The organism is Streptomyces paromomycinus (assembly GCF_003865155.1).
Lineage (GTDB): Bacteria > Actinomycetota > Actinomycetes > Streptomycetales > Streptomycetaceae > Streptomyces > Streptomyces chrestomyceticus.
Window position 1 is genome coordinate 1,187,525 of record NZ_BHZD01000001.1, and the last position, 22,634, is coordinate 1,210,158.

The 22,634-nt window shown below is 72.9% G+C and carries 17 protein-coding genes; 10 read left to right on the forward strand and 7 right to left on the reverse strand.

Features of this window, described 5'->3' with window-relative positions; genetic code table 11:
* The first annotated feature begins 2 nt into the window (after positions 1 to 2).
* Together OEIGOIKO_RS04475 and OEIGOIKO_RS04480 are read left to right on the forward strand one after the other, a co-directional pair.
* Positions 3 to 1,148: an alpha/beta hydrolase gene (locus OEIGOIKO_RS04475; RefSeq protein ID WP_125052041.1), complete on the forward strand. Its 1,146-nt coding sequence runs from the start codon at positions 3 to 5 to the stop codon at positions 1,146 to 1,148.
* Positions 1,149 to 1,222: 74 nt separating this feature from the next.
* Complete coding sequence (locus OEIGOIKO_RS04480; RefSeq protein ID WP_246177198.1) at positions 1,223 to 2,269, forward strand: trypsin-like serine peptidase; 1,047 nt, start codon at positions 1,223 to 1,225, stop codon at positions 2,267 to 2,269.
* Between the two features lie 19 nt (positions 2,270 to 2,288).
* Here OEIGOIKO_RS04480 and OEIGOIKO_RS04485 read toward each other — a convergent pair whose 3' ends face one another.
* Positions 2,289 to 3,323 carry a phosphatidylinositol-specific phospholipase C domain-containing protein gene (locus tag OEIGOIKO_RS04485; protein ID WP_125052045.1) on the reverse strand — a complete coding sequence of 345 codons (1,035 nt, stop codon included), beginning with the start codon at positions 3,321 to 3,323 and terminating at the stop codon, positions 2,289 to 2,291.
* Positions 3,324 to 3,554: 231 nt separating this feature from the next.
* Between OEIGOIKO_RS04485 and OEIGOIKO_RS04490 the strand changes: the two genes are divergently transcribed.
* Positions 3,555 to 4,202 carry an HhH-GDP family DNA glycosylase gene (locus tag OEIGOIKO_RS04490; RefSeq protein WP_125052047.1) on the forward strand — a complete coding sequence of 216 codons (648 nt, stop codon included), beginning with the start codon at positions 3,555 to 3,557 and terminating at the stop codon, positions 4,200 to 4,202.
* Between the two features lie 51 nt (positions 4,203 to 4,253).
* Here OEIGOIKO_RS04490 and OEIGOIKO_RS04495 read toward each other — a convergent pair whose 3' ends face one another.
* The 3 genes from OEIGOIKO_RS04495 to OEIGOIKO_RS04505 all read right to left on the reverse strand — a co-directional run bounded on the left by OEIGOIKO_RS04495 (position 4,254) and on the right by OEIGOIKO_RS04505 (position 8,732).
* Positions 4,254 to 6,122, reverse strand: coding sequence for a transketolase (locus OEIGOIKO_RS04495; RefSeq protein ID WP_125052049.1), 1,869 nt, complete (start codon positions 6,120 to 6,122; stop codon positions 4,254 to 4,256).
* The gene (locus tag OEIGOIKO_RS04500; protein ID WP_125052051.1) at positions 6,122 to 7,591 is read right to left on the reverse strand and encodes an NAD(P)/FAD-dependent oxidoreductase; all 1,470 of its coding nucleotides are present in this window, start codon (positions 7,589 to 7,591) and stop codon (positions 6,122 to 6,124) included. Before OEIGOIKO_RS04500 ends, OEIGOIKO_RS04495 begins: the two co-directional genes overlap by 1 nt.
* A 154-nt stretch (positions 7,592 to 7,745) precedes the next feature.
* Entirely contained in the window at positions 7,746 to 8,732 is a 987-nt protein-coding gene (locus OEIGOIKO_RS04505; protein ID WP_125052053.1) for an NADPH:quinone reductase, read from the reverse strand.
* A 92-nt stretch (positions 8,733 to 8,824) separates the two neighbouring features.
* Between OEIGOIKO_RS04505 and OEIGOIKO_RS04510 the strand changes: the two genes are divergently transcribed.
* The 6 genes from OEIGOIKO_RS04510 to OEIGOIKO_RS04535 are packed head-to-tail and all read left to right on the forward strand — an operon-like array spanning position 8,825 to position 16,712.
* On the forward strand, positions 8,825 to 9,895 hold the full coding sequence (locus tag OEIGOIKO_RS04510) for a gluconate 2-dehydrogenase subunit 3 family protein (protein WP_125052055.1): 1,071 nt from the start codon (positions 8,825 to 8,827) through the stop codon (positions 9,893 to 9,895).
* A 10-nt stretch (positions 9,896 to 9,905) separates the two neighbouring features.
* Positions 9,906 to 11,714 carry a GMC oxidoreductase gene (locus OEIGOIKO_RS04515; RefSeq protein ID WP_125052057.1) on the forward strand — a complete coding sequence of 603 codons (1,809 nt, stop codon included), beginning with the start codon at positions 9,906 to 9,908 and terminating at the stop codon, positions 11,712 to 11,714.
* Between the two features lies 1 nt (position 11,715).
* Positions 11,716 to 12,846, forward strand: coding sequence for a cupin domain-containing protein (locus tag OEIGOIKO_RS04520; RefSeq protein WP_125052059.1), 1,131 nt, complete (start codon positions 11,716 to 11,718; stop codon positions 12,844 to 12,846).
* Positions 12,847 to 12,858: 12 nt separating this feature from the next.
* On the forward strand, positions 12,859 to 14,112 hold the full coding sequence (locus OEIGOIKO_RS04525; RefSeq protein WP_125052060.1) for a cupin domain-containing protein: 1,254 nt from the start codon (positions 12,859 to 12,861) through the stop codon (positions 14,110 to 14,112).
* Positions 14,112 to 16,133, forward strand: a complete 2,022-nt coding sequence (gene glgX, locus OEIGOIKO_RS04530; RefSeq protein WP_125052062.1) for a glycogen debranching protein GlgX — start codon at positions 14,112 to 14,114, stop codon at positions 16,131 to 16,133. The genes OEIGOIKO_RS04525 and glgX overlap by 1 nt, the downstream gene beginning before the upstream one ends.
* A gap of 60 nt (positions 16,134 to 16,193) precedes the next feature.
* On the forward strand, positions 16,194 to 16,712 hold the full coding sequence (locus tag OEIGOIKO_RS04535) for a DUF2165 domain-containing protein (protein ID WP_125052064.1): 519 nt from the start codon (positions 16,194 to 16,196) through the stop codon (positions 16,710 to 16,712).
* Positions 16,713 to 16,748: 36 nt separating this feature from the next.
* Here OEIGOIKO_RS04535 and OEIGOIKO_RS04540 read toward each other — a convergent pair whose 3' ends face one another.
* The 3 genes from OEIGOIKO_RS04540 to OEIGOIKO_RS04550 form a co-directional block, all read right to left on the reverse strand.
* A complete protein-coding gene (locus OEIGOIKO_RS04540; RefSeq protein ID WP_125052066.1) occupies positions 16,749 to 17,177 on the reverse strand; it encodes a hypothetical protein in 429 nt (142 codons plus the stop codon).
* 99 nt (positions 17,178 to 17,276) lie between these two features.
* Positions 17,277 to 18,452, reverse strand: a complete 1,176-nt coding sequence (locus OEIGOIKO_RS04545) for an FAD-dependent monooxygenase (RefSeq protein ID WP_125052068.1) — start codon at positions 18,450 to 18,452, stop codon at positions 17,277 to 17,279.
* 133 nt (positions 18,453 to 18,585) lie between these two features.
* A complete protein-coding gene (locus OEIGOIKO_RS04550; protein WP_125052070.1) occupies positions 18,586 to 21,810 on the reverse strand; it encodes a cytochrome P450 in 3,225 nt (1,074 codons plus the stop codon).
* A 105-nt stretch (positions 21,811 to 21,915) separates the two neighbouring features.
* Here OEIGOIKO_RS04550 and OEIGOIKO_RS04555 point away from each other — a divergent pair, with 105 nt between their 5' ends.
* Positions 21,916 to 22,566 (forward strand): PAS domain-containing protein, encoded by a 651-nt coding sequence (locus tag OEIGOIKO_RS04555; RefSeq protein ID WP_125052072.1) that lies wholly within the window; start codon positions 21,916 to 21,918, stop codon positions 22,564 to 22,566.
* Positions 22,567 to 22,634: the final 68 nt, after the last annotated feature.

Sequence of the window (22,634 nt, forward strand, 5' to 3'; positions counted from 1 at the left end):
TCATGCGGCTGCGACGACTCCCCTGGGGACGCGGGCCGCGGCGCGCGGGCTGGGCGGGCCTGGCGCTGGCTCTGCTGCTGCCGTTCCTCGCGGTTCCGGCGGCAGAGCAGCCCGCGTACGCGGCGGACGGCCGCGCGAGCGGTCCGGCGCGCAGCCAGACCCGCAACCCGGCCCGCGTCGTCGCCGAGGTGCCGGTCGGCGACCGGATGCTCGACCTCGGTATCTCGTCCCCCACGACCGACGCACCGGTGAAGTGGGTACGGCTGCTGCTGCCGAAGGGATGGTCGAAGAACGCGTCCCGTACGTGGCCGGTGCTGTGGCTGCTGCACGGCGGAGGCGGCAACCACAAGGACTGGACCGCCAACACCCATGTCGAGCAGCTGGCCGCCGGCCGCGACGTCCTGGTCGTCATGCCGGAGACCAGCGGCTGCAGCAGTTACAGCAACTGGTACAACGGCGGGACGTGGGGCTCCCCGGCCTGGGAGACCTACCTCCTCGACGAGCTGCGCCCGCTGCTGGAACGTGACTACCGGGCCGGTACGGCACGGGCCGTCGCCGGTCTGTCGATGGGCGGGCTCGGCGCGCTGAAGTTCACCGCGGCGCGCCCCGGCATGTTCCGTGCCGCCGCCTCGTACAGCGGCGCCGTCCATCCGCTGTACCGGTCGCCCGACGGCGGCTTCTCCGGGCCGGACGCCGTCAAGCTGGGCGCGTTGACCTGCCTCGTCGACTGGAAGCGTCTCTGGGGCGAGCCGGGTTACCCGTTCGACACGGACGACCCGGCCGACCTGCGCCAGCAGTGGCTGTGGAAGCGCAACAGCCCGCTGGAGCAAGCGGCCTCGCTGCGCGGGACCCCGCTGTACCTCTCGTACGGGGACGGCACGACCGACGGCGGGCCGGGCTGGTCGTGGGGCGACGGCGACCGCCCGCCCGCGCCGTCTCCCGCCCGCTGCACCGACCCGCCCGTGCACGGCACCCAGGATCCGGTCGAGCGGACGGTGTACGGGATGAATCAGGAGCTGCGCGGCAGGCTGGCCCAACTGGGTATCCCGGCGACCGTGTGCGCTTCCCAGGGCGGGCACACCTGGCCGTACTGGGAGCGTGAGCTGGTGGCGTCGTTCCCGATGCTGATGCGCGCGCTCGGCGCCTGAGCTGCGGGAAGGCTGCGGCGGCGGGGCCCCGGCCGGGCGGCGGGAACAGCGCCCGGGGACCGTATGATCGGCTGGTGAGTACGACCGAGCGTGACCGCGTCCCGTGGTCCCCGTCCCTCGGCGGGCCGCGCAGACGCCGCCGGACCGCCGCCGCCCTCGGTCTGTGCGCCGCGCTGACCTTGACCTGCGCGGGCACGGTCCTGGCCGTACGCTCCTTCACCCACGGCGGCTACCTGGCCTCCGGCGACCCGGCCACGGGCTCGTACACCGAGGAAGCGGCCGACGGGGACGCGGCGGCCGGCGCGCTGCTCTCCGGCCCGTACACGGAACGCCCCGCTCCGCCTCGCGTAACCACCCGTACGGCGGCGGGTGGGGAAGCGGAGTCCGTCGGAGATGCCGCCCCTGCCACCCCGCCTGCCAAGACGGCCGACCTGCCGGTCTCCCGCCCCCTCGAAGCCACCCCGGCCGCTGTCTCCCCCGCCGTCGGCCCGCTCTTCTCGCCGGGCGGCGACGGTGACGCCGACCACCACTGCACCGCGAGCGTGGTGCACTCCCCGGCAGGCGACCTGCTCGTCACCGCGGCGCACTGCGTCTACGACCGGGGCTTCCGTACGAACCTCGTCTTCGCGCCCGGGTACCACGACGGCGTCCTGCCGTACGGCGTGTGGGTGCCGACCCGTATCGACGTCGATCCGCGCTGGGCGGACGGCCACGACGACGCGCACGACGTGGCGTTCGTGCGGGTGCGCCGCCCGCACGGCAGCGGGTCCGGCGCGCAGCGGATCGAGGAGCTGACCGGCGCCGAGCGCATCCGCTTCGCCCCGCCCGCCGGCCTGCCGACCCGGACCGTCGGCTATCCCGACGACCGGGAGACGCCCGTCGGCTGCCAGAACACCACCACCGCGCTCCCCGGCCAGCTGCGTTTCGACTGCGCCGGCTTCCCCAACGGGACCAGCGGCGGCCCGCTGCTCACCGGCATCGACCCGGACACCGGTCTGGGTACGGTGACCGGCGTCATCGGCGGCCTGGACGGGGGCGGCGACGACGCGACCTCGTACAGCAGCTGGTTCGGCCCGGACATCGCCGAGCTGTACCGGCGCGCCACCGCGGAACGGGTCTGAGGCGGCGCGCCCGTACGCGCTACTTGCCGCGCGGCACCACGGTCTTGAGGACCTTCGGCAGCGGGTACCAGTCGGCGGTCGCGATGCTGCCGTGGGCGGCGGCGAGCTGGTTCAGCCGGGCGAGTGCCTGGGCCTCGGTCGGCCTGGTGCCGTCGATGACCGGGGGCACCTGGTGCGCGTCCGTCATGATCAGGAGGTAGTGGCGGCTGTCGTACCAGGCGGTGTCGACGCCGTCCTTCAGGTACGTCGCGGCGTCGCCGTCGAAGACCACGAACCAGGGGCGCAGCGCCGCGTCGGCGTAGCGGGTGCGCGGGTCGCCCTTGGCGGCGCCGTGCACGGCGGGGAAGGCGGTGGACCGCGCGAGTTTGCCCTGGGCGGCGAGGTTCTTCAGGTGGATGGCGTACTCGCGGTCGGTCCACAGTTTGTCGAGGGGGTTCTTCTCCTCGACCGTGCCCGGTATGAGCTCGAAGAGGAACTTGCCGTTCAGCGCGGAGCGGGCGGGCCAGCCGTCCGCGCGTACGGCCTCGTCCAGGTCGCGGTGGCCGGCGGCTAGGTCGCCGGGTCCGTACACCGCGTCGCCGAGCTTGGCGCGGACCAGCGCGTCGAAGGCGGCCGGGCCCCGGCCGCCCTTGTCGTTGAAGCCGTCCTTCATCTCGACCTTGACCATGACGGGCCGGTGGCCGGGGTTGGCGTCGTGCCACGCCTTCATGTCGGCGAGGCAGCCGCCGAGGTCCTGGTCGCGCTTCTTGGTGCGCAGCTCGCCCGCTTTGGCGGCGTTGACGCAGTTGCTGTTGTTGCCCAACGGGTTGCTGTGCGAGACCCGCCAGGACTTGCCGAGCGCGTTGGTCCACACGTCCAGTTCGACGAGGCTCGCGCCGGAGTCCAACGCGTCGGCGAAGTACGGGTACTTGGCCTTCTCGTAGGCGTTGTGGACGCCGACGGACGTGGTGGCGCCGTACGATCCGGCGGGCTGCGCCGCGCCGGCCGGGCTCCCGGCCGCCAACACCACCGCCGTGGCGACCGCCGCCGCTCCCGCACACCGTGTCCTGCTCATGGGCCCCCGCTTTCACTCCACTGGCCCCGGCAGCCCCCTGTGGCTCCGGAATCACCAGCCCCTCCGGTCGAAGGAGCAGCGTACGGGAGTTGACGGGTGGTCCGGCCACCGGGTGGGTACGCGGGCCGGGAAACGCCGTGACGGCCGAGCAAACCAGGACGTGAGGAAGATGTACGGCATCGTGGACACCGTGGACACACCTCTGCACGACACGACGTACGGGAGGCGGTCATGAGCGGCGAGCGCGCCCGGGTCCGCGCCCTGCTGGACACCTACGGCCGGACCTACGCCGACGAGGCCGGTATCCGCCTGAAGGACACGCCGCAGCCGCTGTACCAGCTGCTGGTGCTCTCCTGCCTGCTCAGCGCCCGCATCCAGGCGAACATCGCGGTGGCGGCGAGCCGCGCGCTGTCCGACGCGGGGCTGCGGACCGCGCGGCGGATGAAGGACGCGACCTGGCAGCAGCGGGTGGACGCCCTCGGCGAGGGCGGATACCGGCGCTACGACGAACGCACCGCGACCCAACTGGGCGACGGCGCGGAGCTGTTGCTCGGCTCGTACGGCGGCGACCTGCGGCGGATACGGGACGCGGCGGACGGCGACACGGACCGGCTGCGCAAGCTGCTGCGCGTGGTCCCCGGTCTCGGGCCGGCCGGTGTCGACATCTTCCTGCGGGAGGCACAGGCCGTGTGGCCCGAGCTGGCGCCGCACCTGGACGCCAAGGCGTTGCAGGGGGCGGAGCGCGTAGGGCTGCCGACCACACCCGACGCGCTGCTCAAGGCCGCCGGGAAGAAGACCGAGCCCGCCGTGCTGGCGGCGGCGCTGGTGCGTGCGGCGCTGGACAAGAAGGGCGCGGAGGAGATCCGTAAGGCGAAGTGAGGGACCGCGTCCGGCAGCCCCGCACGGGGTGGGGCTGCCGGATCGCAGGGGTCACGGTGTCGAGGTGAGCAGCCCCCTGGCCGTCGCCGCGATCGCCTGGGCGTCGATGCCCGCCGCGCGCAGCTGCTCCTCCGGGGACGCCGACCCGGGCATGGTGCGGACCGCGAGCCGGGCCAGGCGCGGTACGGGGCGGCCGTCGGTGAAGGCGTCCAGCACCGCGTCGCCGAGGCCGCCCTCGGGGTGGTGGTCCTCCACCGTGATGATCCGCCCGGTGACGTCGGCGGCCTCCCGCAGCGTCGGCAGGTCCACCGGCTTGAGGGAGTACAGGTCGATGACGCGGGCGGCCACGCCCTCCTCGGCCAGCGTGTCGGCGGCGGCCAGCGCCTCGTGGACGGTGACCCCGGCGGCCACCAGGGTGACCCGGTCCTCGGGGGTGGCCCGCAGCGTCTTGCTGCCGCCGATCGGGAAGTCCTCCCCCGGCCCGTAGATGACGGGGCTCTCGCCGCGGGACGTGCGCAGGTAGCGGATGCCGCTCGCGTCGGCCATGGCGGCGGTCAGGCGGGCCGCCTGGTTGGCGTCGCACGGGTACAGCACGGTGCTGCCGTGCACGGCGCGGAACGCGGCCAAATCCTCCAGACCCATCTGCGAGGGGCCGTCCTCGCCGATGGCGACGCCCGCGTGCGACCCGACGAGGTTGAGGTCGGCCCGGCTGACGGCGGCCATCCGGACGAAGTCGTAGGCGCGGCTGAGGAAGGCGGCGAAGGTGGTGGCGTACGGTACCCAGCCGCGTACCTGCATGCCGACCGCGGCGGCCACCATCTGCTGCTCGGCGATGTAGCACTGGAAGTACCGGTCGGGGTGGGCGTCGCCGAACTTCTGGGCGCGGGTGGAGTCGCCGACCTCGCCGTCCAGCGCCACCACGTCCTCGCGGGCCGCGCCGAGCGCGGCGAGCGCCTCGCCGAAGGCGTTGCGGGTGGCGACGGAGTCACCGACCTTGTAGTCCGGCAGTTCGGGCGTGCCGCCGCCGGTCCGCAGGCGTGGCGCGGCCTCGCGCGGCGGCTGCACCGTCACGTGCAGGTCACGGGCGCCGCCCAGTTCCTCGATCGCCTCCGCGGCGTCCTTGAGCGGCTTGCCGTGCTTGCCTTCCTGGTCGGCCACCTCGCGCACGCCCTGGCCCTTGCGGGTCTTCGCGATGATCGCGGTGGGCCGGTCCGTGGTCGCGGCCGCCTCGGCGTACGCGCGGTCCACGGCGGCCACGTCGTGGCCGTCCACCTCGATCGTGTGCCAGTCGAAGGACCGGATGCGGCGGGCGTAGGCGTCCAGGTCCCAGCCGTGCCGGGTGGCGCCGCGCTGGCCGAGCCGGTTCACATCGATGATCGCGGTGAGGTTGGCCAGCTTCTCGTACCCGGCGTGCTCGAACGCCTCCCACATCGAGCCCTCGGCCATCTCGCTGTCGCCGCACACCACCCACACGCGGTACGGGACGCGGTCCAGGTCGCGGCCCGCCAGCGCGACACCGACGCCGAAGGGCAGGCCCTGGCCGAGCGAGCCGGTGGCCACGTCCACCCAGGGGATCCGCGGGGTGGGGTGCCCCTCCAGCAGGCTGCCGTTCTTGCGGAAGGTCAGCAGCTGCTCGTCGGTGAGGGCCCCGGCCGCCTTGCCCATGGCGTACACCAGGGGCGAGGCGTGTCCCTTGGAGAAGATCAGGTGGTCGTTGCCGGGGTTCTCGGGGTCGTCGAAGTCGTAGCGCAGATGCGTGTCGAGCAGGACGGCGGCCAGGTCGGCCGCGGACATCGAGGAGGTCGGGTGGCCGGAGCCGGCGGCGTCGGCGGCGCGTACGGAGTCGACGCGCAGCTGCTGTCCCAGCTCGCGCAGCCGGTCGTACCGGGCGTCGGCGTCCGGGGTGTTCTGCGTGGTCATCAGGTTCCTTCCGCTTTTCGGGGCCCGTCGGGCCGCTGTCCGGCCGCCTCGGGCCGGTCCTTCGGGCCGGTGCTCTCCCCCGGTCCCTGCGATCCCCCCGGTTCCCCCGTTGTGCCGGATTCACCCGCCGCTGTCTGCTCGTCCGCCGGTATGCGGGCCAGCTCCGGCGCCGCCGTGTCCAGCGGCACCGACCAGGAGCGCACCAGGCCGAGCTGGACGCCCTGGCGCGGCAGGGCCGCGTCCAGCAGCCAGTCGGCGGCGACCCTGACCCGGTTGCCGGGCATCGCCATGAGGTGGTAGCCGCGGGTCACGGCGTTGGCGACGGGGCCGGACAGCGGGACGTGCAGCGGGTTGGCGGCAGCCTGCACCCCGCCGAGGTCGACCATGAAGCCCAGGTCGTGGTGCTTGTAGGCGCGCGGCTCGCCCTGCCCGTAGGAGGCGGCGACGTTGTGGGCCGCGACCTTGCCCTGGCGCTGCGCGTGCTGGGCGGTCATCGGCGTCGTCTCGCCCGGCCGGGTCAGGTCCGGTACGGCGGCGGCGTCGCCGCAGGCGAGCACCTCCGGGTGGCCGGGTACGGCGAGGAACTCGTCCACGCACAGCCGGCCGCGTTCGGTGGGCAGCCCCAGCGACTCGACCAGCGGGTCCGGGCGGACGCCGACGCACCAGATCAGCGACCGGGTGTCGACGGTCGTGCCGTCGTCCAGGAGGACCCCCTCGGAGGTGGCCTCCTTGACGGAGGTCTTGGTGCGGATCTCGACGCCGCGTTTGCTGAGCACCCGGTGCGCGGTGCGTGACAGCCGGTGGTCCAGTTCGGGCAGGACCCGGTCGGCTAGGTCCAGCAGGATCCAGCGGGGCTGCGGCTCGCCGCGCAGCCCGGCGTTGCGGCGGGCCAGCGACCGGGTGAACGTCACGCCGTGCGCGGCGACTTCGGTCCCGGTGTAGCCCGCGCCGACCACCACGAACGTCATCCGGGCGGCCCGCTCGGCCGGGTCCTCGGCGGCGCCCGCCAGCTCGATCTGGCGGGTCATGTGGTCGCGCAGGTACAGCGCCTCGGGCATGCCGCGGAAGCCGTGCGCGTGCTCGGCGACGCCCGGGATGGGCAGCAGCTTGTTGACGCTGCCGACGGTCAGCACGAGCCGGTCGTAGCCGAGCGAGCCGGTGCGGCCCTCCGGGTCGGTGTACTCCACCCGGCGGCGGTCCAGGTCGACGCCGCCGACCTGGCCGAGCACCAGCCGGACGTCCGGAAGGGTGCCGGTCAGCGACACCGAGACCCGGCGCGGCTCCAGGATCCCGGCGGACACCTCGGGCAGCAACGGCAGATAGAGGAAGTAGTCGTTGGGGTTGATCAGCACGATCTCCGCGGCGCCGCGGGACTTCTTGGCGAGCGTGCGGGCGCATTCGTACCCGGCGAAGCCCGCCCCCACGATCACCACGCGCGGCCGCCTCCCGTTACGGGCCTCCGCCACCATCTGCGTCTCCTCTCACCTCGGGGTCCTGCCCTGATCGGCCCGGGTGCCCGCATTCCGCGCGGGTATGTACGCCGTACGGCCCAGTCCGGCCGTACCGGACGCCGTTCGGCCACGGGCGCCGGTGCGGGGCCCGGGCGGCGGAGGCCGGGGCCGCTCAGTCCGGCAGCGCGAGCAGCACCCGCCCCGGCGTCCCCGGGCGTTCGACGGCTTCGTGCGCGGCGGCGATCTCGTCGAGGGGGTGCACGGCCGCGACCGGATAGCTCAGCGCGGAAGCGGCGGCCGCCGCGGTGATGTCGGGCAGGGCCAGCCGTACCGCTTCCCGGGGGAAGTCGTCGTACCCGAGCAGCCGCACGGTCGCGTTCTTGAAGGCCAGCGGCCAGAAGGGCAGCGTGGGGGCGGGCTCGTGGGTGGCGTAGGCGGCGATGGTGCCGCCCGGGGCGAGCAGCCGCGCGTCGAGGGCGGCGTTGGCGTCGAAGGCGACCTCGACGACCCGGTCGGCGCCGCGTCCCCCGGTCAGCGCGAGCACCGCGTCCACCACGTCGTCCCCGGCGCACACCGCGCGGTCCACGCCCAGCTCCCGCAGCGCGGCGAGCTGGCCGGGACGGCTGACCGTGCCGATGACCTGCGCGCCCGCCCGCCGCGCCAGGACGGCCACCGCGCGGCCGACGCTGCCCAGCGCGCCCGCCACCACCACCGTCCGTCCGGTCACCGGGCCGTCCACGAACACCGCGCGGTGCGCGGTGATGCCGGGAATGCCCAGGCAGGCGCCCTGTTCGGCGGAGACGGTTTCGGGCAGCGCGCCGACGCAGCCCTCGGGGACGACCGTGTACTGCGCGGCGGTCCCGTACGGGCGGTAGCTCTGGGCGTACGAGCACCAGGCGCGGCGGCCGATCCAGGCGGCCGGCACCCCGTCACCGACCGCGTCCACCACCCCCGCCCCGTCGCTGTGCGGCACGGTACGCGGGAAGGCGGGCGCGGCGGACCCGAGCCACACCTGCCGCTTCTTCACGTCCCCGGGATTGATCCCGGAGAACGCCAGCCGGATGCGCAGTTCCCCGGGGCCCGGCTCGGGTGTGGGCAGCTCCCCCACCTGGAACACCTTTCGGGCCGGGCCCCTGTTCTCGTACCAAGCGGCGCGCATACCGGCACGATACGGCGTCTGCCGACGGCGTGGACAACCCCCGTCGCGCGCAATACTTTCAATGGCACCTCAAGCCGTCCCGGAGGTGCGCGGTGAAGATCGAGGTCATCGAGAAGGACGATCAGTACATTCTCAATCACTGCACCAAATACCTCGCCAGGGAAAGCCGGGACGCGCGCCATGATTTCGGCCAGTACGCGCCGGGCGACGAGCGTGCGGCGATCTGCGAGGCGTGGCGTTTCCCGGTCGTCGACGCGCACTGGGACGGGGTGTCGGCGGCCGGTTCCTACCCGTACAACGACGTGACGTTCGTCTACGACGGCCGCCGCACCGCCCCTGCCTCGGTGGCCGTACTGGGCACCTTCGGGCCGCTGCACTCGCCGGTGCCGCTGCGTCCGCTGGTGTTCGCGGGCGAGCCGACCGGCTTCTGGGCGACCACCGTGCGCGTCCCGAAGGGGCAGGTCCACACGTACAAGTTCGCGGTGGACGGGGCGTACCCGCTCGACCCGGTCAACCCGCAGCGCACCGTCCTGGACAACGGCGAGCCGTGGTCCCGCTTCTTCACCGACGCCTGCACCGTGCCGCTGTCGCTCAGCCGTACCGAGCGCGATCTGCTGGGCCGGCTGGTGTGCCATCTGCTGCCCTTCCGGCTCGACGAGAACCGGCGTCTGATCCGCGGGGTGTACGAGTCGCTGGACCGTGCGCGCCGGGACGAGGAATTCCCGCTGTCCTATCTCCTGGACGACGAGGTGGGCACGGTCAACTACATCGACAAACTGATCGCCCGCCAGGAACAGCACCACGCCGATGATTACCACACCTGCCTCAAAATCATCGGGGAAATCATCCGGTCCCGTTTCGGCGGACTCGACCCGGCGGCCGCGCCCGCGGATCTGTACGCGGATCTCTACCGGCAGATGGAAACCGAAAAGGTGGACGGCTGGGACTACTCCCGGTACGGAAGTCCGCGGTTCTTCCTGCTGCTCCTGCGGCGGCATGCGATGACCGGTGCCTTCGCGCACCCGAAACACGGCGGTAATTCCGGCGCGGCGGGCTGGATGTATCTGGAGAGCCGGTTCCGGGACGCGCGGGACGGCACGCTCTTCGACTGGCGGCGGGCGCTGGAGTCGCCGCTGGGCCACAACACCGACTACCGCGGCTGAGGGGGACGGCATGGACGGGGAGAGCGCCGAAGTCGTCGTCATCGGCAGCGGCGCGGGCGGCGCACCGCTCACCCATACGCTCGTACGGGCCGGCCACCGGGTGGTCGTCCTGGAGAAGGGGCCGCTGCTGCGCACCCAGGCGCAGAGCCCCACCGGCCTGTCGGACTTCAAGCGCGACGAGTGCTTCGCCACCGGGTCGGAGAAGCGCATCACCGTGCAGGGCGTGGCCAACACCGGCGAGTCGTACTACTCCAGCCATGTGGAACCGGACCTGAACGACGAGCCGCACGTCTACCGCGACAGCGACGGCCGGGACCGGGTCACCATCGAGGGCTACACCGCCCAAGTCGTGGGCGGCGGAACCCAGTTGTACGGCGGTGTCTCTCCCCGCTTCACCCCGGAGGACCTGCGGCTGGCCACCCTCAACGCGTCGCGCGGCGACCTGCGCGACGACCCGGGCGGCGACGTGCGCAGGGAGGCCCGGGACTGGCCGCTGGACTACGCCGCGCTGGAGCCGTACTACACCAAGGCCGAGGAGCTGGTCGGGATCAACGGAACCTGGGAGGGCCAGGCCAAGGTCCCGTCCCAGGACCGCTACCAGCCGCCGCTGGAGCCCAACCCGATCAGCGCGTACGCGGCCGCCGGCATGGACGCGCTCGGGATGCGCCGCTACCGCACCCCGCTCGCGGTCATCACCCGCGACCACGCGCCCAGCGGCCGTACCGTGCCCGCCGACACCGACACCATCAAGACGGCGTTCGTCAACCGCTACGGCGACCCGCTGGGCCTGAAGTCCAACGCCTGGGTGTCGCTGCTGGCGCCGCTGCGCGACGTGAACGGCGGCGGCGCCCTGGACCTGCGGGCCAACTGCACCGTCACGCACCTGGAGGCGGACGGCCCGCGCGTGACGAAGGTGCACTACCGCGACCCGGGCGGCCGCCCGCGCACGCTCACCGCCGGCACCGTCGTCGTGGCCTGCTCGGCGATCGAGTCCGTACGGCTGCTCCAGCTCTCCGGGCTGCTCGACCCGGCCTTCGACAAGCGCGTCAACGCCAACGGCCTGCTGGGCCGCTACTTCCTGACGCACTGCTTCGGCGGCGCGCAGTGCATCGTGCCGGACCGCTCGGACAAGTCCAAGACGCTGGACTCGGACTGGGCCACCGACCACTGCGCGCGCCCCGGGTGGTTCCGCGCCCAGGGCCTGTGGGCGGGCGGCGTGATCTACAACAACACCTCCGACGGCGCCCTGCCCATCTCCCTCGCCCGCACCTGGCACGCGATGGACATGGACAACATGTGGAAGGGCTACCTCTACGACACGGGCATCGTCGGCAACGGCTTCGAGGACTACCTGGAGGAGAGCTTCGGGCGGCGCCTGTCCGTGGCGTTCATGGCCAACCAGGTGCCGCAGCGGGAGAACCGCATCGAGCTGCACCCGAGCGTCAAGGACAAGTGGGGCCGCCCGGTCGCGTACATCGTCAAGACCTGGCACCCGCACGACCGGGCACTGATGGACGCGCTCGCCGAGCAGTGCCGGCAGATCCTGGTGCGCGGTGGTGACGTGCGCGACGTCAGTTCGGGGTCGGTGGGCGGTTCGGTGGTACGGATCGCCAACCACGTACTGGGCGGGGCCCGGTTCGGCGCGGACGCCGCGGACTCCGTCCTCGACCCCGACTGCCGGGCCTGGAACTTCGACAACCTCTACGTCACCGACGGGGCGTTCATGCCGACCTCGGGCAGCGCCAACCCGACGCTGACCATCGAGGCGAACTCCTTCCGCGTCGGCGACGCGCTGCTGGACAGGGTCGGGAGGCCGTGACATGGACAGCCGCTTCGACGAGGTCTACACCCACCCCGAGAACGAGATCTTCCGCGTCGTCTTCTACCCGGACCGGATCTACCACGCCCGCTATCTGAACGCGACCCGCTCCTCCCGCTACCGCTACTACGTCGCCGAGGTGCGCGGCTCGGCGGACGGCACCGCCATCAAGGGCGACGTCTTCCTCGGCGGCACCAAGCTGTGCCCGATGCTGCGCATCGAGTACTCCGGCATCCGGCTCGTGGAGCAGGCCAGGGAGTTCAACCGGCGCCTGGGGCCCCGTACGAAGGCTTGGTTGAAAGTCACCGGCGAGGACCCGGCGGACTCCGCCGAGGCCATCGTCACCCTGCACTGGGACCCGGCGATCGGCGCGTACGCGGCGGAGATCTGGGAGACGCTGGAGCCGCCGGACGGCACCGCGCACGACCACCGCGTGCTGCCGCTGATGGGCCGTAACGCGCCCATCACCCGCGTACCGCAGCTGTCCCCGCTGCTCGGCTCGGTCTCCGAGGTGGCGATGGCCTTCCGCGAGGACGGCGTGCTCTACCCGACGGGCCAGCGGCTGGGCAACCCGCAGTGGGACAACGCCTACCTCCGCTCCCACCAGGAACCCCGCACCCAGGAGCCCAGCGACCCCCGCAACACCGTCGCCGACAGCAACTACCTGCTCGACTTCCAGCGCGGCTTCTTCATCCCGGACGCCTCGCAGATCGCGCCCGTCAATTACCGCAACGCCATGACCGACGAGGGCAATCCGGAGCGCCGGGACGACAACATCGTGCAGATGCGCTGGCTGTTCCAGCGTGAACTCGGCAGCGACCTGGTGTTCTTCCACGAGGTGACGGTGCCGCCGGGCGCGGTGGAGGGCACGCACCGGCACATCGGCTCGGAGGAGCTGTACTACGTCGTCTCCGGCACCGGCACCGCGTACCTGAGCGACGGCGACGACCCGACGACCGCGAACTACCCGCTGGTCGAGCGGCCCGTCTTCGGCATCGGCCCGGTCAAGTGCCGTGAACTGCCGGTCAAACCGGGCAGCGTGCTCTACACCAAGAGCGGCGGCGTGCACGGCATCCGCAACCCGGGCACCGAGCCGCTGAAGTTCGTCGCGTTCCTCTACCACACCACCTGAGGCGGTCCCGCGATGCCCAAGATCGTGCACACCGACTCGGTCTTCCGCGTCGACCCGGTCAAGCCCCCGGACTACGCGGAGGCCAACCCGCTGCTGAAACTGCTGGGCCTGGTCGAGCGCACCCGGTTCGCCGCCGAACGCGAACTGTACGAGCCGGACTCGCTCCAGCACCTGTTCCCGCTGCGCACGCTCCAGCTGTACGGGCCCGCCTCCCCCGACCAGGACCAGCTCGACCCGGCACAGCAGGACGACAAGACCGACTTCCAGAAGCAGAACGTCCGCGACTTCACCCTCGCCGACACCCGCGCGGTACGCGGCTGGGCCGAGATCGGCGACTGGCGCGGCCCGTTCCTCCAGCTGTCCTACCGGGGCGGCCCGGACTCCGCGCTGTGGCGCGAGGCCGGTCAGCTCGGTGACGCCATCGGCTGCGTCCTCTCCGTCCAGGGCAGCCGCCCGCTGCCGGTCCGGGTGCCGTACGACGAGGAGACCGACTTCTACACCGTCGAGCTGTGGGGCCGGGTCGGCGACGGCCTCCGCGACCTGCTCGGCCCGCGCGGCCGGACGGCACTGGACTCCGGACTCCTCCAGCCCCGCCCCGACCTCGTCACCGGCCTGGGCCAGGACTTCCTCCGCGACCAGATGACCAACCAGGACCTGCGGCTGGTCGCCCCGCGGCACGCCATGCATCCTGTGCTCCCCTGCTACCTCGACGTGCGCTGGACCGCGAGCCCCGACGGCGCGGGCTCGGCCGACCCGCCCTCCGGTTCGGTACGTCTCGGCTTCGAGATGAAGGTCCGCGGCTGGGACAACTACCTCGGCGTCGGCACCAGCCCCAACCCGCACGGCGGTGTGGGCTTCCTCGAATACCGCACCCTGTTCAGCGAGTACGGCCGCTGGGCGGGCACCGACGACCTGCGGCGCACCCTGGAGCCGTACAACCTCGACGCGTACGGCACCAAGGGGCACGCGAGCGGCGACGTCGAACCCTTCCTCGCCGTCACCTACATGGACCTGCACGTCCTCGACCCGGCCTGCGGCATCGGTCTGCACCGGCACCGCGACAACCAGGAGGTCTTCCTGATGCTGGAGGGCGACGGGCTGATGGTGATCGGCGACTGGGCCGACTCCGGCAGCCGGGTGCGCTCCTTCGAGGTGCGCCGGCTGCCCGCCGGACACCTCGCCCTCCTCAAGGGCGGCAACCTGCACGGGCTGATGAACCCCGCCGACCAGCGGGCGTCCCTCTTCATGTTCGGCGGTTACGACTGATGACTGTCCCCCCGGCCTCCCCCGCCCCCGGCGACCCGTACCGGCTCGGCGCCCACTGGGACGGCTCCGGCACCTCCTTCGCCGTGTACTCCTCGGCGGGCGCGTACGGCGGCTCCGTCGAACTGTGCCTGCTCGGCGAAGACGGCGAGCGGCGGCTCCCGATGGCGGTGGACCACGACATCTGGCACACGTACGTCCAGGGAGCGGGACCTGGCCAGGGCTACGGATACCGCGCACACGGCCCGTTCGCGCCCGCACGCGGCCTGCGCTTCGACCCGTCCAGGCTGCTGCTCGACCCGTACGCGCGCGTCCTGAAGCCGACCGGGAAGCGCACGCTGCTCCCGCTGGTCGCCGACCCGGCGTTCGACTGGGGCGACGACCGGGCGCCACGCCACCCGTGGTCCCGGACGTTCCTGTACGAGACGCACGTCAAGGGCCTGACCGCGCAGCACCCCGAGGTGCCCGCGCCCCTGCGCGGCACGTACGCCGGGCTGGCCCACCCCGCCGTCATCGGGCACCTGAACCGCCTCGGCGTGACGGCCGTGGAGCTGATGCCGGTGCACCAGTTCCTCCCCGAGCTGTTCCTCCTCGACCGCGATCTGACCAACTACTGGGGCTACTCGACCGTCGGCTTCTTCGCGCCGCACGCCGCCTACAGCTCGACGGGCCACGAAGGAGGCCAGGTCACCGAGTTCAAGGCGATGGTCAAGGCCCTGCACGCGGCGGGCGTCGAAGTGATCCTCGACGTCGTCTACAACCACACCGCCGAAGGCCCGCCGGACGACCCGACCCTGAGTTTCCGCGGCCTGGCCAACGAGATCTACTACCGCCTGGACCCGGCCGACCCGGCCCGCTACGTCGACACCACCGGCACCCGCAACACACTGAACGCGGGCCGCCCCGAAGTACTGCGCCTGATCATGGACTCGCTGCGGTACTGGATCACCGAGATGCACGTGGACGGCTTCCGCTTCGACCTGGCCGCGACCCTGGCCCGCCAGTACGGCTACGTCGACCGGCTGGCCGCCTTCTTCGGCCTGCTCTACCAGGACCCGGTCGTCGGCCGTGTCAAACTCATCGCCGAACCCTGGGACGTCGGCGCGCCCGACAGCTACCAGGTGGGCCGCTTCCCGCCCGGCTGGAACGAATGGAACGACCGCTACCGCAACACCGTGCGCGACTTCTGGCGGGGCCGCCCGGCCGTCGGCGACCTGGCGAGCCGGATCGCCGGCTCCGCCGACCTGTACGCCCCCGAACGGCGCGGCCCCGACGCCTCCGTCAACTTCCTCACCTGCCACGACGGCATGACCCTGACCGACCTGGTCAGCTACGCGCTGAAGCACAACGAGGCCAACGGCGAGCACAACCGCGACGGCACGGACGACAACCGCTCCGCCAACTACGGCGTGGAGGGCCCGACGCGCGACCCCGCGATCGTCTCCGTCCGCGAACGCCAGCGCCGCAACATGCTCGCCACCCTGCTCCTCTCCCAGGGCTGCACGATGCTCCACGGCGGCGACGAGATCGGCCGTACGCAAGGCGGCAACAACAACGCGTACTGCCAGGACAACCCCACGAGCTGGTACGACTGGTCGGCACCCACCCCCCTCACCGACTTCGTGCGGCGGGCCGTCGCCCTGCAACGCGACCACCCGGTACTCCGACGCACCGCCTTCCTGACAGGTTCCGGCACCCCTCCGGACATCGCCTGGTACGACCGCGAAGGCCGCCCGATGACCCCGGCCCGCTGGGACGACCCGGCCACCCGCTTCCTGGCCTTCCTCCTCGCCGGAGACCGCGCGGCAGCACCGGACACCGACCTCCTCGCCCTCCTCAACTCGGGTGCCGACGCGGTGGACTTCCCGGTCCCGGGACGGCCCGGCGCGGTGTACGAAGTGGTACTGGACACCACCGCACCGGACGGCGCCCCGGCGGCCTCGGCCACCCTGAAGACGGGCGACGTCTGCACCGTCCCGGCCCGCACGGTGTGGGTGGCGACGGCCGCGCTGCCCGGCGGTTGACGACGCCCGTAAAGTGCCCTGGACAGCACGCACGTCCACCGCAGGCCAGGGAGAACCGGAATGCCGATACGCACCGCCAGACCACTCCCGTCCCTACCGCTCGCCGCGACCGTGCTCACCGGCACGGTCGCGCTCTACATGGCGCTGGTCGCGTTCGGCAACATCACCGACTTCGGCACCAACCAGGCGTTCGTCCAGCACGTCCTGGCCATGGACACCACCTTCAAGGACCCGGACCTGATGTGGCGGGCCGTCGAGTCCCGCACGCTCCAGAACATCGCGTACGTGCTGATCATCGCGTGGGAGACGGTCGCGGCACTGGTCCTCGTCGCCGCTACGGTGCTGTGGGCGCGCGAACTGCGCCGGGGATCCGGTCACGCCGGGGCGCGCCGCGCCGCCACCGCCGGGCTGCTGATGGTGCTGCTGCTCTTCGGCGCGGGCTTCATCGCGATCGGCGGCGAGTGGTTCTCCATGTGGCAGTCCAAGACCTGGAACGGCCTGGAGGCGGCCACGCGCAACTTCGTGGTGGCGGGGGTGGCGTTGGTGGTCGTTCAGCTGCGGACGGCCGACGAGCGGTGACCGGACACGGGGGCCCGGACGCTCGCTCCAGGGCGCTCAGTCCCAGCGCGGCAGGTCCTTGTGGTCCGCGTCGCAGATGTCTTTGGCCGTGCTGTGAATCCTCGTCGGGCCGTCCGGTGCGTCCCGGCGGAACAGCACGCCGGACCGGTCGACGCGGTGCCAGGGGTCGTCCTCCGGGTCGAACGGCGTGTGCCGAGTGGTCCGGAAGCCGTCCGCGGTCAGCTCGGCGAGCAGTTGGGGGATGTCCGGAACGGGTTCCCGGACGTACTGCCCCGGGGCGCTGGGCAGGGAGACGACGCTGCCACCGGGCTCGATCTGCAGATGCCAGAGCCGTCCCTTGGTGGTGAATCCCAGCTCCAGATCGCCGTACAGGCAGTACACCGGGTCGGGAGGCTGCGCGGCGAACGCCTCGGGCTCGCCCCAGCTGGCCACCACGTCGCTGTACTGGACTCCGGGGGCGGCCACACCCAGTACTCCTGTCCGCAGAAGCCCTGCGAGACCCGTCACGAAACATGCTCCTCACTCAAGAGCGCGGGCCGACCCGATCTTGTCGGCCTCCGACGCTCACCAGTCGATACGGTAACCGGTCAGCCAGGCGTCGGCCCCGTCGCCCCCACGCTCGACGCCGCGCGGCAGCATCACGTCGCGGACCAGCCTCCGTACCAGTCCCGGCGCCGACCGGCGGGCCATCCGCGCGCTGTGCGCCACCACCCGTTCCACGCGCGCCCGGCGCAGTTCCTCGTACGCGGCGAAGGCCCGCCGGGGCTCGTGCTGGTCGCGCAGGCACTTGGCGAGCACGACGCTGTCCTCGATCGCCATCGAGGCGCCCTGGGCGGCGTTCGGCGCGGCGGCGTGTGCCGCGTCACCGATGATCACCATGGTGTCGGAGAACCACCGCGGGGTGGTGGCGAGGTCGTAGGCGGGCGAGGCGACGATGTGCTCCCCGGTGGCCCGGACGACGGCCGCGGCCGGGGTGCGGTCACCGTCGAGCAGCGTCACGACCCGCTGCCGCCACTGGCCGGCCGTGACCGCGGCCAGGTCCTGCCGGGACCGCTCCGGCCCCGGCACGTTGGAGAACCACCACACCTCCCCGTCCGGCGCCGCCGTGCACCCGAAGAAGGCCCGCCTGCCGTAGATCATGGTGTACGTGTCGGGCGCGGACGCCGGCTTGACGTCGCGGGTGTAGCCGCAGACGGTGGTCTGGCCGGTGTGACGAGGCCGGGGCGCCGCCGGATCGATCATCTTGCGGACCACCGAATGGATGCCGTCCGCACCGATCAGCAGGTCCCCCTCGGCCCGGCTGCCGTCCGCGAAGGACGCCACCACCCGGCGGTCGCCGACGGTCTCGGCGGCGACCAGCCGCTTGCCGTGCCGGACGGAGATCCCGCGGCGGCGGGCCTCGTCGTGCAGTACGCGGTAGAGGGTGGCCCGGGTGAGCGTACGGGGCCCCATGCCGGTCTCGTCGGAGGAGCCGGCGATGGCACGCTCACCGAGCCGCTTCCCCGACCCGCTGAGGAACTCCACCCGCTCCGCCGGGAAGGAGTTGGCCAGGACCGGACCGTGGGCGCCGAGGACGCGCAGCGCCTCCAGCCCGTTGGCGAACACGACGAGGAACGCCCCGACGTCGTCGGCCCCTTCCTCGTACGCCTCGAAGACCTCCGCGTCGATGTCCGCCTGCCGCAGAGCCATCGCGGTCACCGCTCCCGCGATGCCCCCACCGATGATCAGAGCCTTGGTCATGGCGCGCCCCCAGGTGAGTCGGCCGCGGAGCGGAGGTCCGCTCCGCCATCGTCCACCTTGCCGTTGGCGGGCGGCGGGGGCCAGACCCCGTGCGTGGGGCCGGCTCCCGCCGGGAGCGCCGTGGCGCCGGGTGTCACCCCGCCGCGTACACGTCCTCCACATACCGCCCGGCGTCCGTCAGTTCCCGCAGCCAGGTCTCCGCCTGCTCCTCCGTGGCGCCCGTGCGAGCGGCATACAGCTCGCGGAAGGCAGCCCGTACGCCCGGGGCCATCCGGCTGCCGTCGCCGCAGACGTACACCCGTGCTCCGGCGTCCAGCAGGGCTCCGACCTCGTCGGCTTCGGCGGCGATGCGGTGCTGGACGTAGCGGCAGTCGTCGACGGGCCGCGTGCTGAAGGCCGGGCGGAGGGACACCGCGCCCGCGGCCTCGGCGGTCCGCAGTTCGTCGGCGTGCAGGTAGTCGGCGTCGGGGGCGTCGCAGCCGAAGTAGAGGAGGGCCGGGGGGAGTTGACCGTCGGCGGCGGCCGCGCGGTCCGCGACGGCGCCCCGGAAGGGGGCCAGGCCGGTTCCGGCGGCGACCAGGATGACCGGGGTCGGGTCGGCCGGGTCGAGACGGAAGGCTTCCCGGCAGGGCTGCACGCGGGCCAGGACGGTGTCGCCGGGCCGGAGGGTGTGCAGGTGTCCGGAGCCGGTGCCGCCGGGGAGCAGCGAGACCATCAGGTCGGCGTGGCGCGGGTCGGTGGCCGGTGAGGAGGAGAGGGAGTAGTGGCGGATGCGCATCGCCGGCAGGAGGTCGAGGAGGACCGGCCAGGTCAGCTCGCCGCGCAGGGCCGGGTAGGACTCGATCAGATCCAGGACGCTGCGCGGGTCGTCGGCGGGGAGCGCTTCGAGGGCGGCGCGCTCGGGCGGGCAGGGGTTGTGGGCGGCGAGGGCGGCGCGCTGGTCCGGTGTGGGGCGGGCGCCCAGTTCCACGTGGTGGGTGAGGAGACTCCGTACGGTCAGCGGGCGGTCGACGGGCAGCGCGTCCCGGCTCGCCCGGCCCGCACCCGCGCGGATGTCGAGGACGGTGTCGAGGTCCACGCCCAGCACCCGTGCCGCGCGCTCCACGGCCGCCGTTCCGTTGGCGGGGAGCACGGCCAGGTGGTCGGCGGTGCGGTAGGTGACGCCTTCGGGCAGGGCGAGGCGCAGGAAGCGCTTGACGCGGGGGTGGCCGGGGGCGGTGAGGTCGTGGGCCTCGGTGACGGTCATCGGCTGGAGGCCGTGGCGGTCGGCGAGGGCGTCCAGGGGGCCGCCGGTGACCTCGCGGACGGTGTAGGACGTGTCCGTGGCGTCGGCTGCCGCGCTCGCGCCGATCGTGGCCGGGTCGCCGTAACGTACGAGCAGTTCGGTGCGGAGCGCGGCCGTGAACGCCTTGACGGCGCCGTTCAGATCGCCGGACGCGTCGGCCTCGCCGCGCGGCAGCAGCCGCTCGGCGCCCAGCGCGGCCAGCCGCTCGTCGAGCAGGGTCGGTACGCGCTGGTAGGTGGCGGCCCAGTTGCGGTCGCCGACGCCGAGGACGGCGTACGGCACGCCTTCGCCCTGCGCCTGCGCGCTCTCCAGCCACTCCATGAACTGCGCCGCGTCGTCGGTCGGCCGGCCGTTGTAGGAGGCGGTGACGATGACGACCGGCCGGTCGGTGGGGAGGGCGCCGGCCGCGGCGTCCAGCGGGGCCACCTCGGTGGTGAAGCCGAGGCCGGCGGCCTGGTCGGCGAGGCGTTCGGCGAAGTCGCGGCAGGTGCCGTAATTGGTGCCGTGGAGGAGCAGCAGTCCGGTGTCCTGGCGGACCCGGGTGGGCAGCCCGTCGTCCGTACCGGGCTGCGCGTCGTCCGGTTCCGCCGTCCCGCCGGGCAGGACCGCCAGCGCGGCGCGCAGGGCCGCGCGGTCGGCGGGCGTGCGCCTGCGGAGGGTCATCGTGAAGCCGTCCGGCTTGAGGGTCAGGGTCTCCTTGATGCGCAGCCGGTAGTCCGCGTGGTCGATGAGGCGGTAGCGGTGCACCAGCATGGCGAGCAGCATCGTCGCCTCGTGCAGCGCGAACTGCCGCCCGATGCAGGCGCGTTCGCCCGTACCGAAGGGCTTGTACGCGTGCGGGGAGCGGGCCGCCTCGGCCTCCGGCGCGAACCGGGTGGGGTCGAACAGCTCGGGGTTGTCGCCCCACACCGGGTCGCGGTGCAGCATCGGGGTGAGGACGGTGACCAGCTGGCCCGCCTTCACCGGGTAGCGGCCGCCGAGCAGGGTGTCCTCACGGGCCTGGCGGCTGAAGGCGGCGGCGGTGGGCCACAGCCGCAGTGCCTCGTTGAGGACCTGCCGGGTGAAGGGCAGCCGTCCGATGTCCTCGAAGGACGGGTCGGGGTCGGCCGCGTCGCCCCACAGTTCGTCCGCCTCGCGCTGGGCCAGGCGCAGCGCGGCCGGGTCCTTGAGCAGGTGGTGCAGGGCGAAGGAGAGGGCGCCGGAGGTGGTCTCGTGGCCGGCGATGAGGAAGGTGATGACCTGGTTGCGGATGTTGGCCAGGTCGAGGGTGGTGCCGTCGGCGGGGTGGGTGGCGCCGAGCATCAGCCCGAGCAGGTCGTCGGCGGCCTCGGAGGCGTCGCGGGCGCCGGGGGTCCCGGCCGCGTCGCCGCTCCCGCCCGTACGGGTGGCGATGACCTCGTCCACGACCGAGGCGAGGTAGTCGGCGTCGGCCCGGAAGGCGGCGTCCTGCTCGGTGTAGTCGCCGCCCGGCTCCCGGCCGAGGCGGGTCATGCTCCACTCCAGGCAGCGGACCATCGCCTCGACGAAGGGGTGCGGGGTGTCGCGCGAGAACGACTCGAAGTCGAAGCCGAAACCCGACAGGCCGATGGTGTCCAGGGTCATGCGGGTCATGTCGTCGGCGACGTCCACGGGGGTCCCGTCGGCGGCGCGCCGGTCCCAGCTGCCGAGGACCCGGCGGGCGACCTTCAGCATCGCCGGGTGGTAGGTGCGCATCGAGCCGAGCGCGAAGGCCGGCATCAGGATGTCGTGCGCCTTGGCCCAGTTCGGTTCGTCGTTGTACGCGGTGAACAGGCCGTCCCCGGCGAACTCGCGGACGTTCTCCAGGGCGACCGCGATGCCCTTGGCGAAGCGCTCCTCGTCGGCCAGCTCGGTGACCAGTTCCAGTGAGGAGACGAACGTCGCTTCGTGACCGTGCAGCCGTCGCCGGTAGATCGGGCCGTGTTCGCGGACCAGGTCCATGGCCTGCTGGAGCGGGGTGGAGGTGAGGCCGGTGGCCGACAGGTCGACGACCGGCACCTCCTCGTACGGGCGCACCGCGCCGTCGGCTGCTTCGAACGGGATCGTCTCGGTCATGTCTCCAGCGTGACCCGCCCGGTGTACCGTGCGACGCCGGGTAACTGCATGATTGTGCAGTGGTTTTTCGCTGTCCGCTCTTGCGGCCGGACCGGAGAAGGGGCAATGGACGAGGCGACGGCGGACGGCGCGGCGGGCCCGTGGCGCAACTACTTCCTGATCCTGCTGGACCGCATCCCGGTACCGACCGCCGTGTGCACGGCGCACGGCGAGGTGCTGATCGCCAACCCCGCGATGGCCGCCGAGTGGGGCGCGGCCCCCGGGCAACTGCGCGGCCGCAACCTGCTGGACCTCTTCCGGCCCCGCTCCCAGGCGCAGGTGGACCGGCTGATCGACGCGCTGCGCCTGGGCCGCAGGTCCCGGTACCCGGTCGAGGTGCTCTGGCGGGCCGGCGCGAACGGCGGCGACCGGGCGGGCGAGTTGACGGTGGACCCGGTCGGCGCCCCGTCGGAGGACCTGCCCGTCCTGCTGGCCCTGCTCCGGGTCCACGAGGACACACCGCCCGCCCCGCCCCCTGGGCGCGAGACGGCCAGCCCCGTCGAAACCCGCATTCTCGCCCTGGCCGCCGCCGGCGCGACCACGGCCAGCATCGGTGGCCACCTCGGCCTCACCGTCGACGGCGTCAACTACCACCTCACCCGCCTCTCCCGCCGCTGGCGCGTGCAGGGCCGTACCGCCCTGGTCGCCAAGGCGTACGTGCTGGGCGTGCTGGCGCAGGGGGTGTGGCCGCCGGCTCCGGCGGAGCCCTTCGAGTGAGCGCCCGTCAGGGGCCGGCCCGCGACCGGCCCGCGACCGGAACAGCCGTCGTGTCAGCCGTGGCGTCC

What these genes read in the sequence shown, in the direction of transcription:
- OEIGOIKO_RS04475 (WP_125052041.1), top strand. Translation starts at nt 3, where the DNA reads ATGCGGCTGCGACGACTCCCCTGGGGACGCGGGCCGCGGCGCGCGGGC.
- OEIGOIKO_RS04485 (WP_125052045.1), bottom strand. Translation starts at nt 3,323, where the DNA reads ATGAGCAGGACACGGTGTGCGGGAGCGGCGGCGGTCGCCACGGCGGTG.
- OEIGOIKO_RS04490 (WP_125052047.1), top strand. Translation starts at nt 3,555, where the DNA reads ATGAGCGGCGAGCGCGCCCGGGTCCGCGCCCTGCTGGACACCTACGGC.
- OEIGOIKO_RS04495 (WP_125052049.1), bottom strand. Translation starts at nt 6,122, where the DNA reads ATGACCACGCAGAACACCCCGGACGCCGACGCCCGGTACGACCGGCTG.
- OEIGOIKO_RS04500 (WP_125052051.1), bottom strand. Translation starts at nt 7,591, where the DNA reads ATGGTGGCGGAGGCCCGTAACGGGAGGCGGCCGCGCGTGGTGATCGTG.
- OEIGOIKO_RS04505 (WP_125052053.1), bottom strand. Translation starts at nt 8,732, where the DNA reads ATGCGCGCCGCTTGGTACGAGAACAGGGGCCCGGCCCGAAAGGTGTTC.
- OEIGOIKO_RS04515 (WP_125052057.1), top strand. Translation starts at nt 9,906, where the DNA reads ATGGACGGGGAGAGCGCCGAAGTCGTCGTCATCGGCAGCGGCGCGGGC.
- OEIGOIKO_RS04520 (WP_125052059.1), top strand. Translation starts at nt 11,716, where the DNA reads ATGGACAGCCGCTTCGACGAGGTCTACACCCACCCCGAGAACGAGATC.
- OEIGOIKO_RS04525 (WP_125052060.1), top strand. Translation starts at nt 12,859, where the DNA reads ATGCCCAAGATCGTGCACACCGACTCGGTCTTCCGCGTCGACCCGGTC.
- glgX (WP_125052062.1), top strand. Translation starts at nt 14,112, where the DNA reads ATGACTGTCCCCCCGGCCTCCCCCGCCCCCGGCGACCCGTACCGGCTC.
- OEIGOIKO_RS04535 (WP_125052064.1), top strand. Translation starts at nt 16,194, where the DNA reads ATGCCGATACGCACCGCCAGACCACTCCCGTCCCTACCGCTCGCCGCG.
- OEIGOIKO_RS04545 (WP_125052068.1), bottom strand. Translation starts at nt 18,452, where the DNA reads ATGACCAAGGCTCTGATCATCGGTGGGGGCATCGCGGGAGCGGTGACC.
- OEIGOIKO_RS04550 (WP_125052070.1), bottom strand. Translation starts at nt 21,810, where the DNA reads ATGACCGAGACGATCCCGTTCGAAGCAGCCGACGGCGCGGTGCGCCCG.
- OEIGOIKO_RS04555 (WP_125052072.1), top strand. Translation starts at nt 21,916, where the DNA reads ATGGACGAGGCGACGGCGGACGGCGCGGCGGGCCCGTGGCGCAACTAC.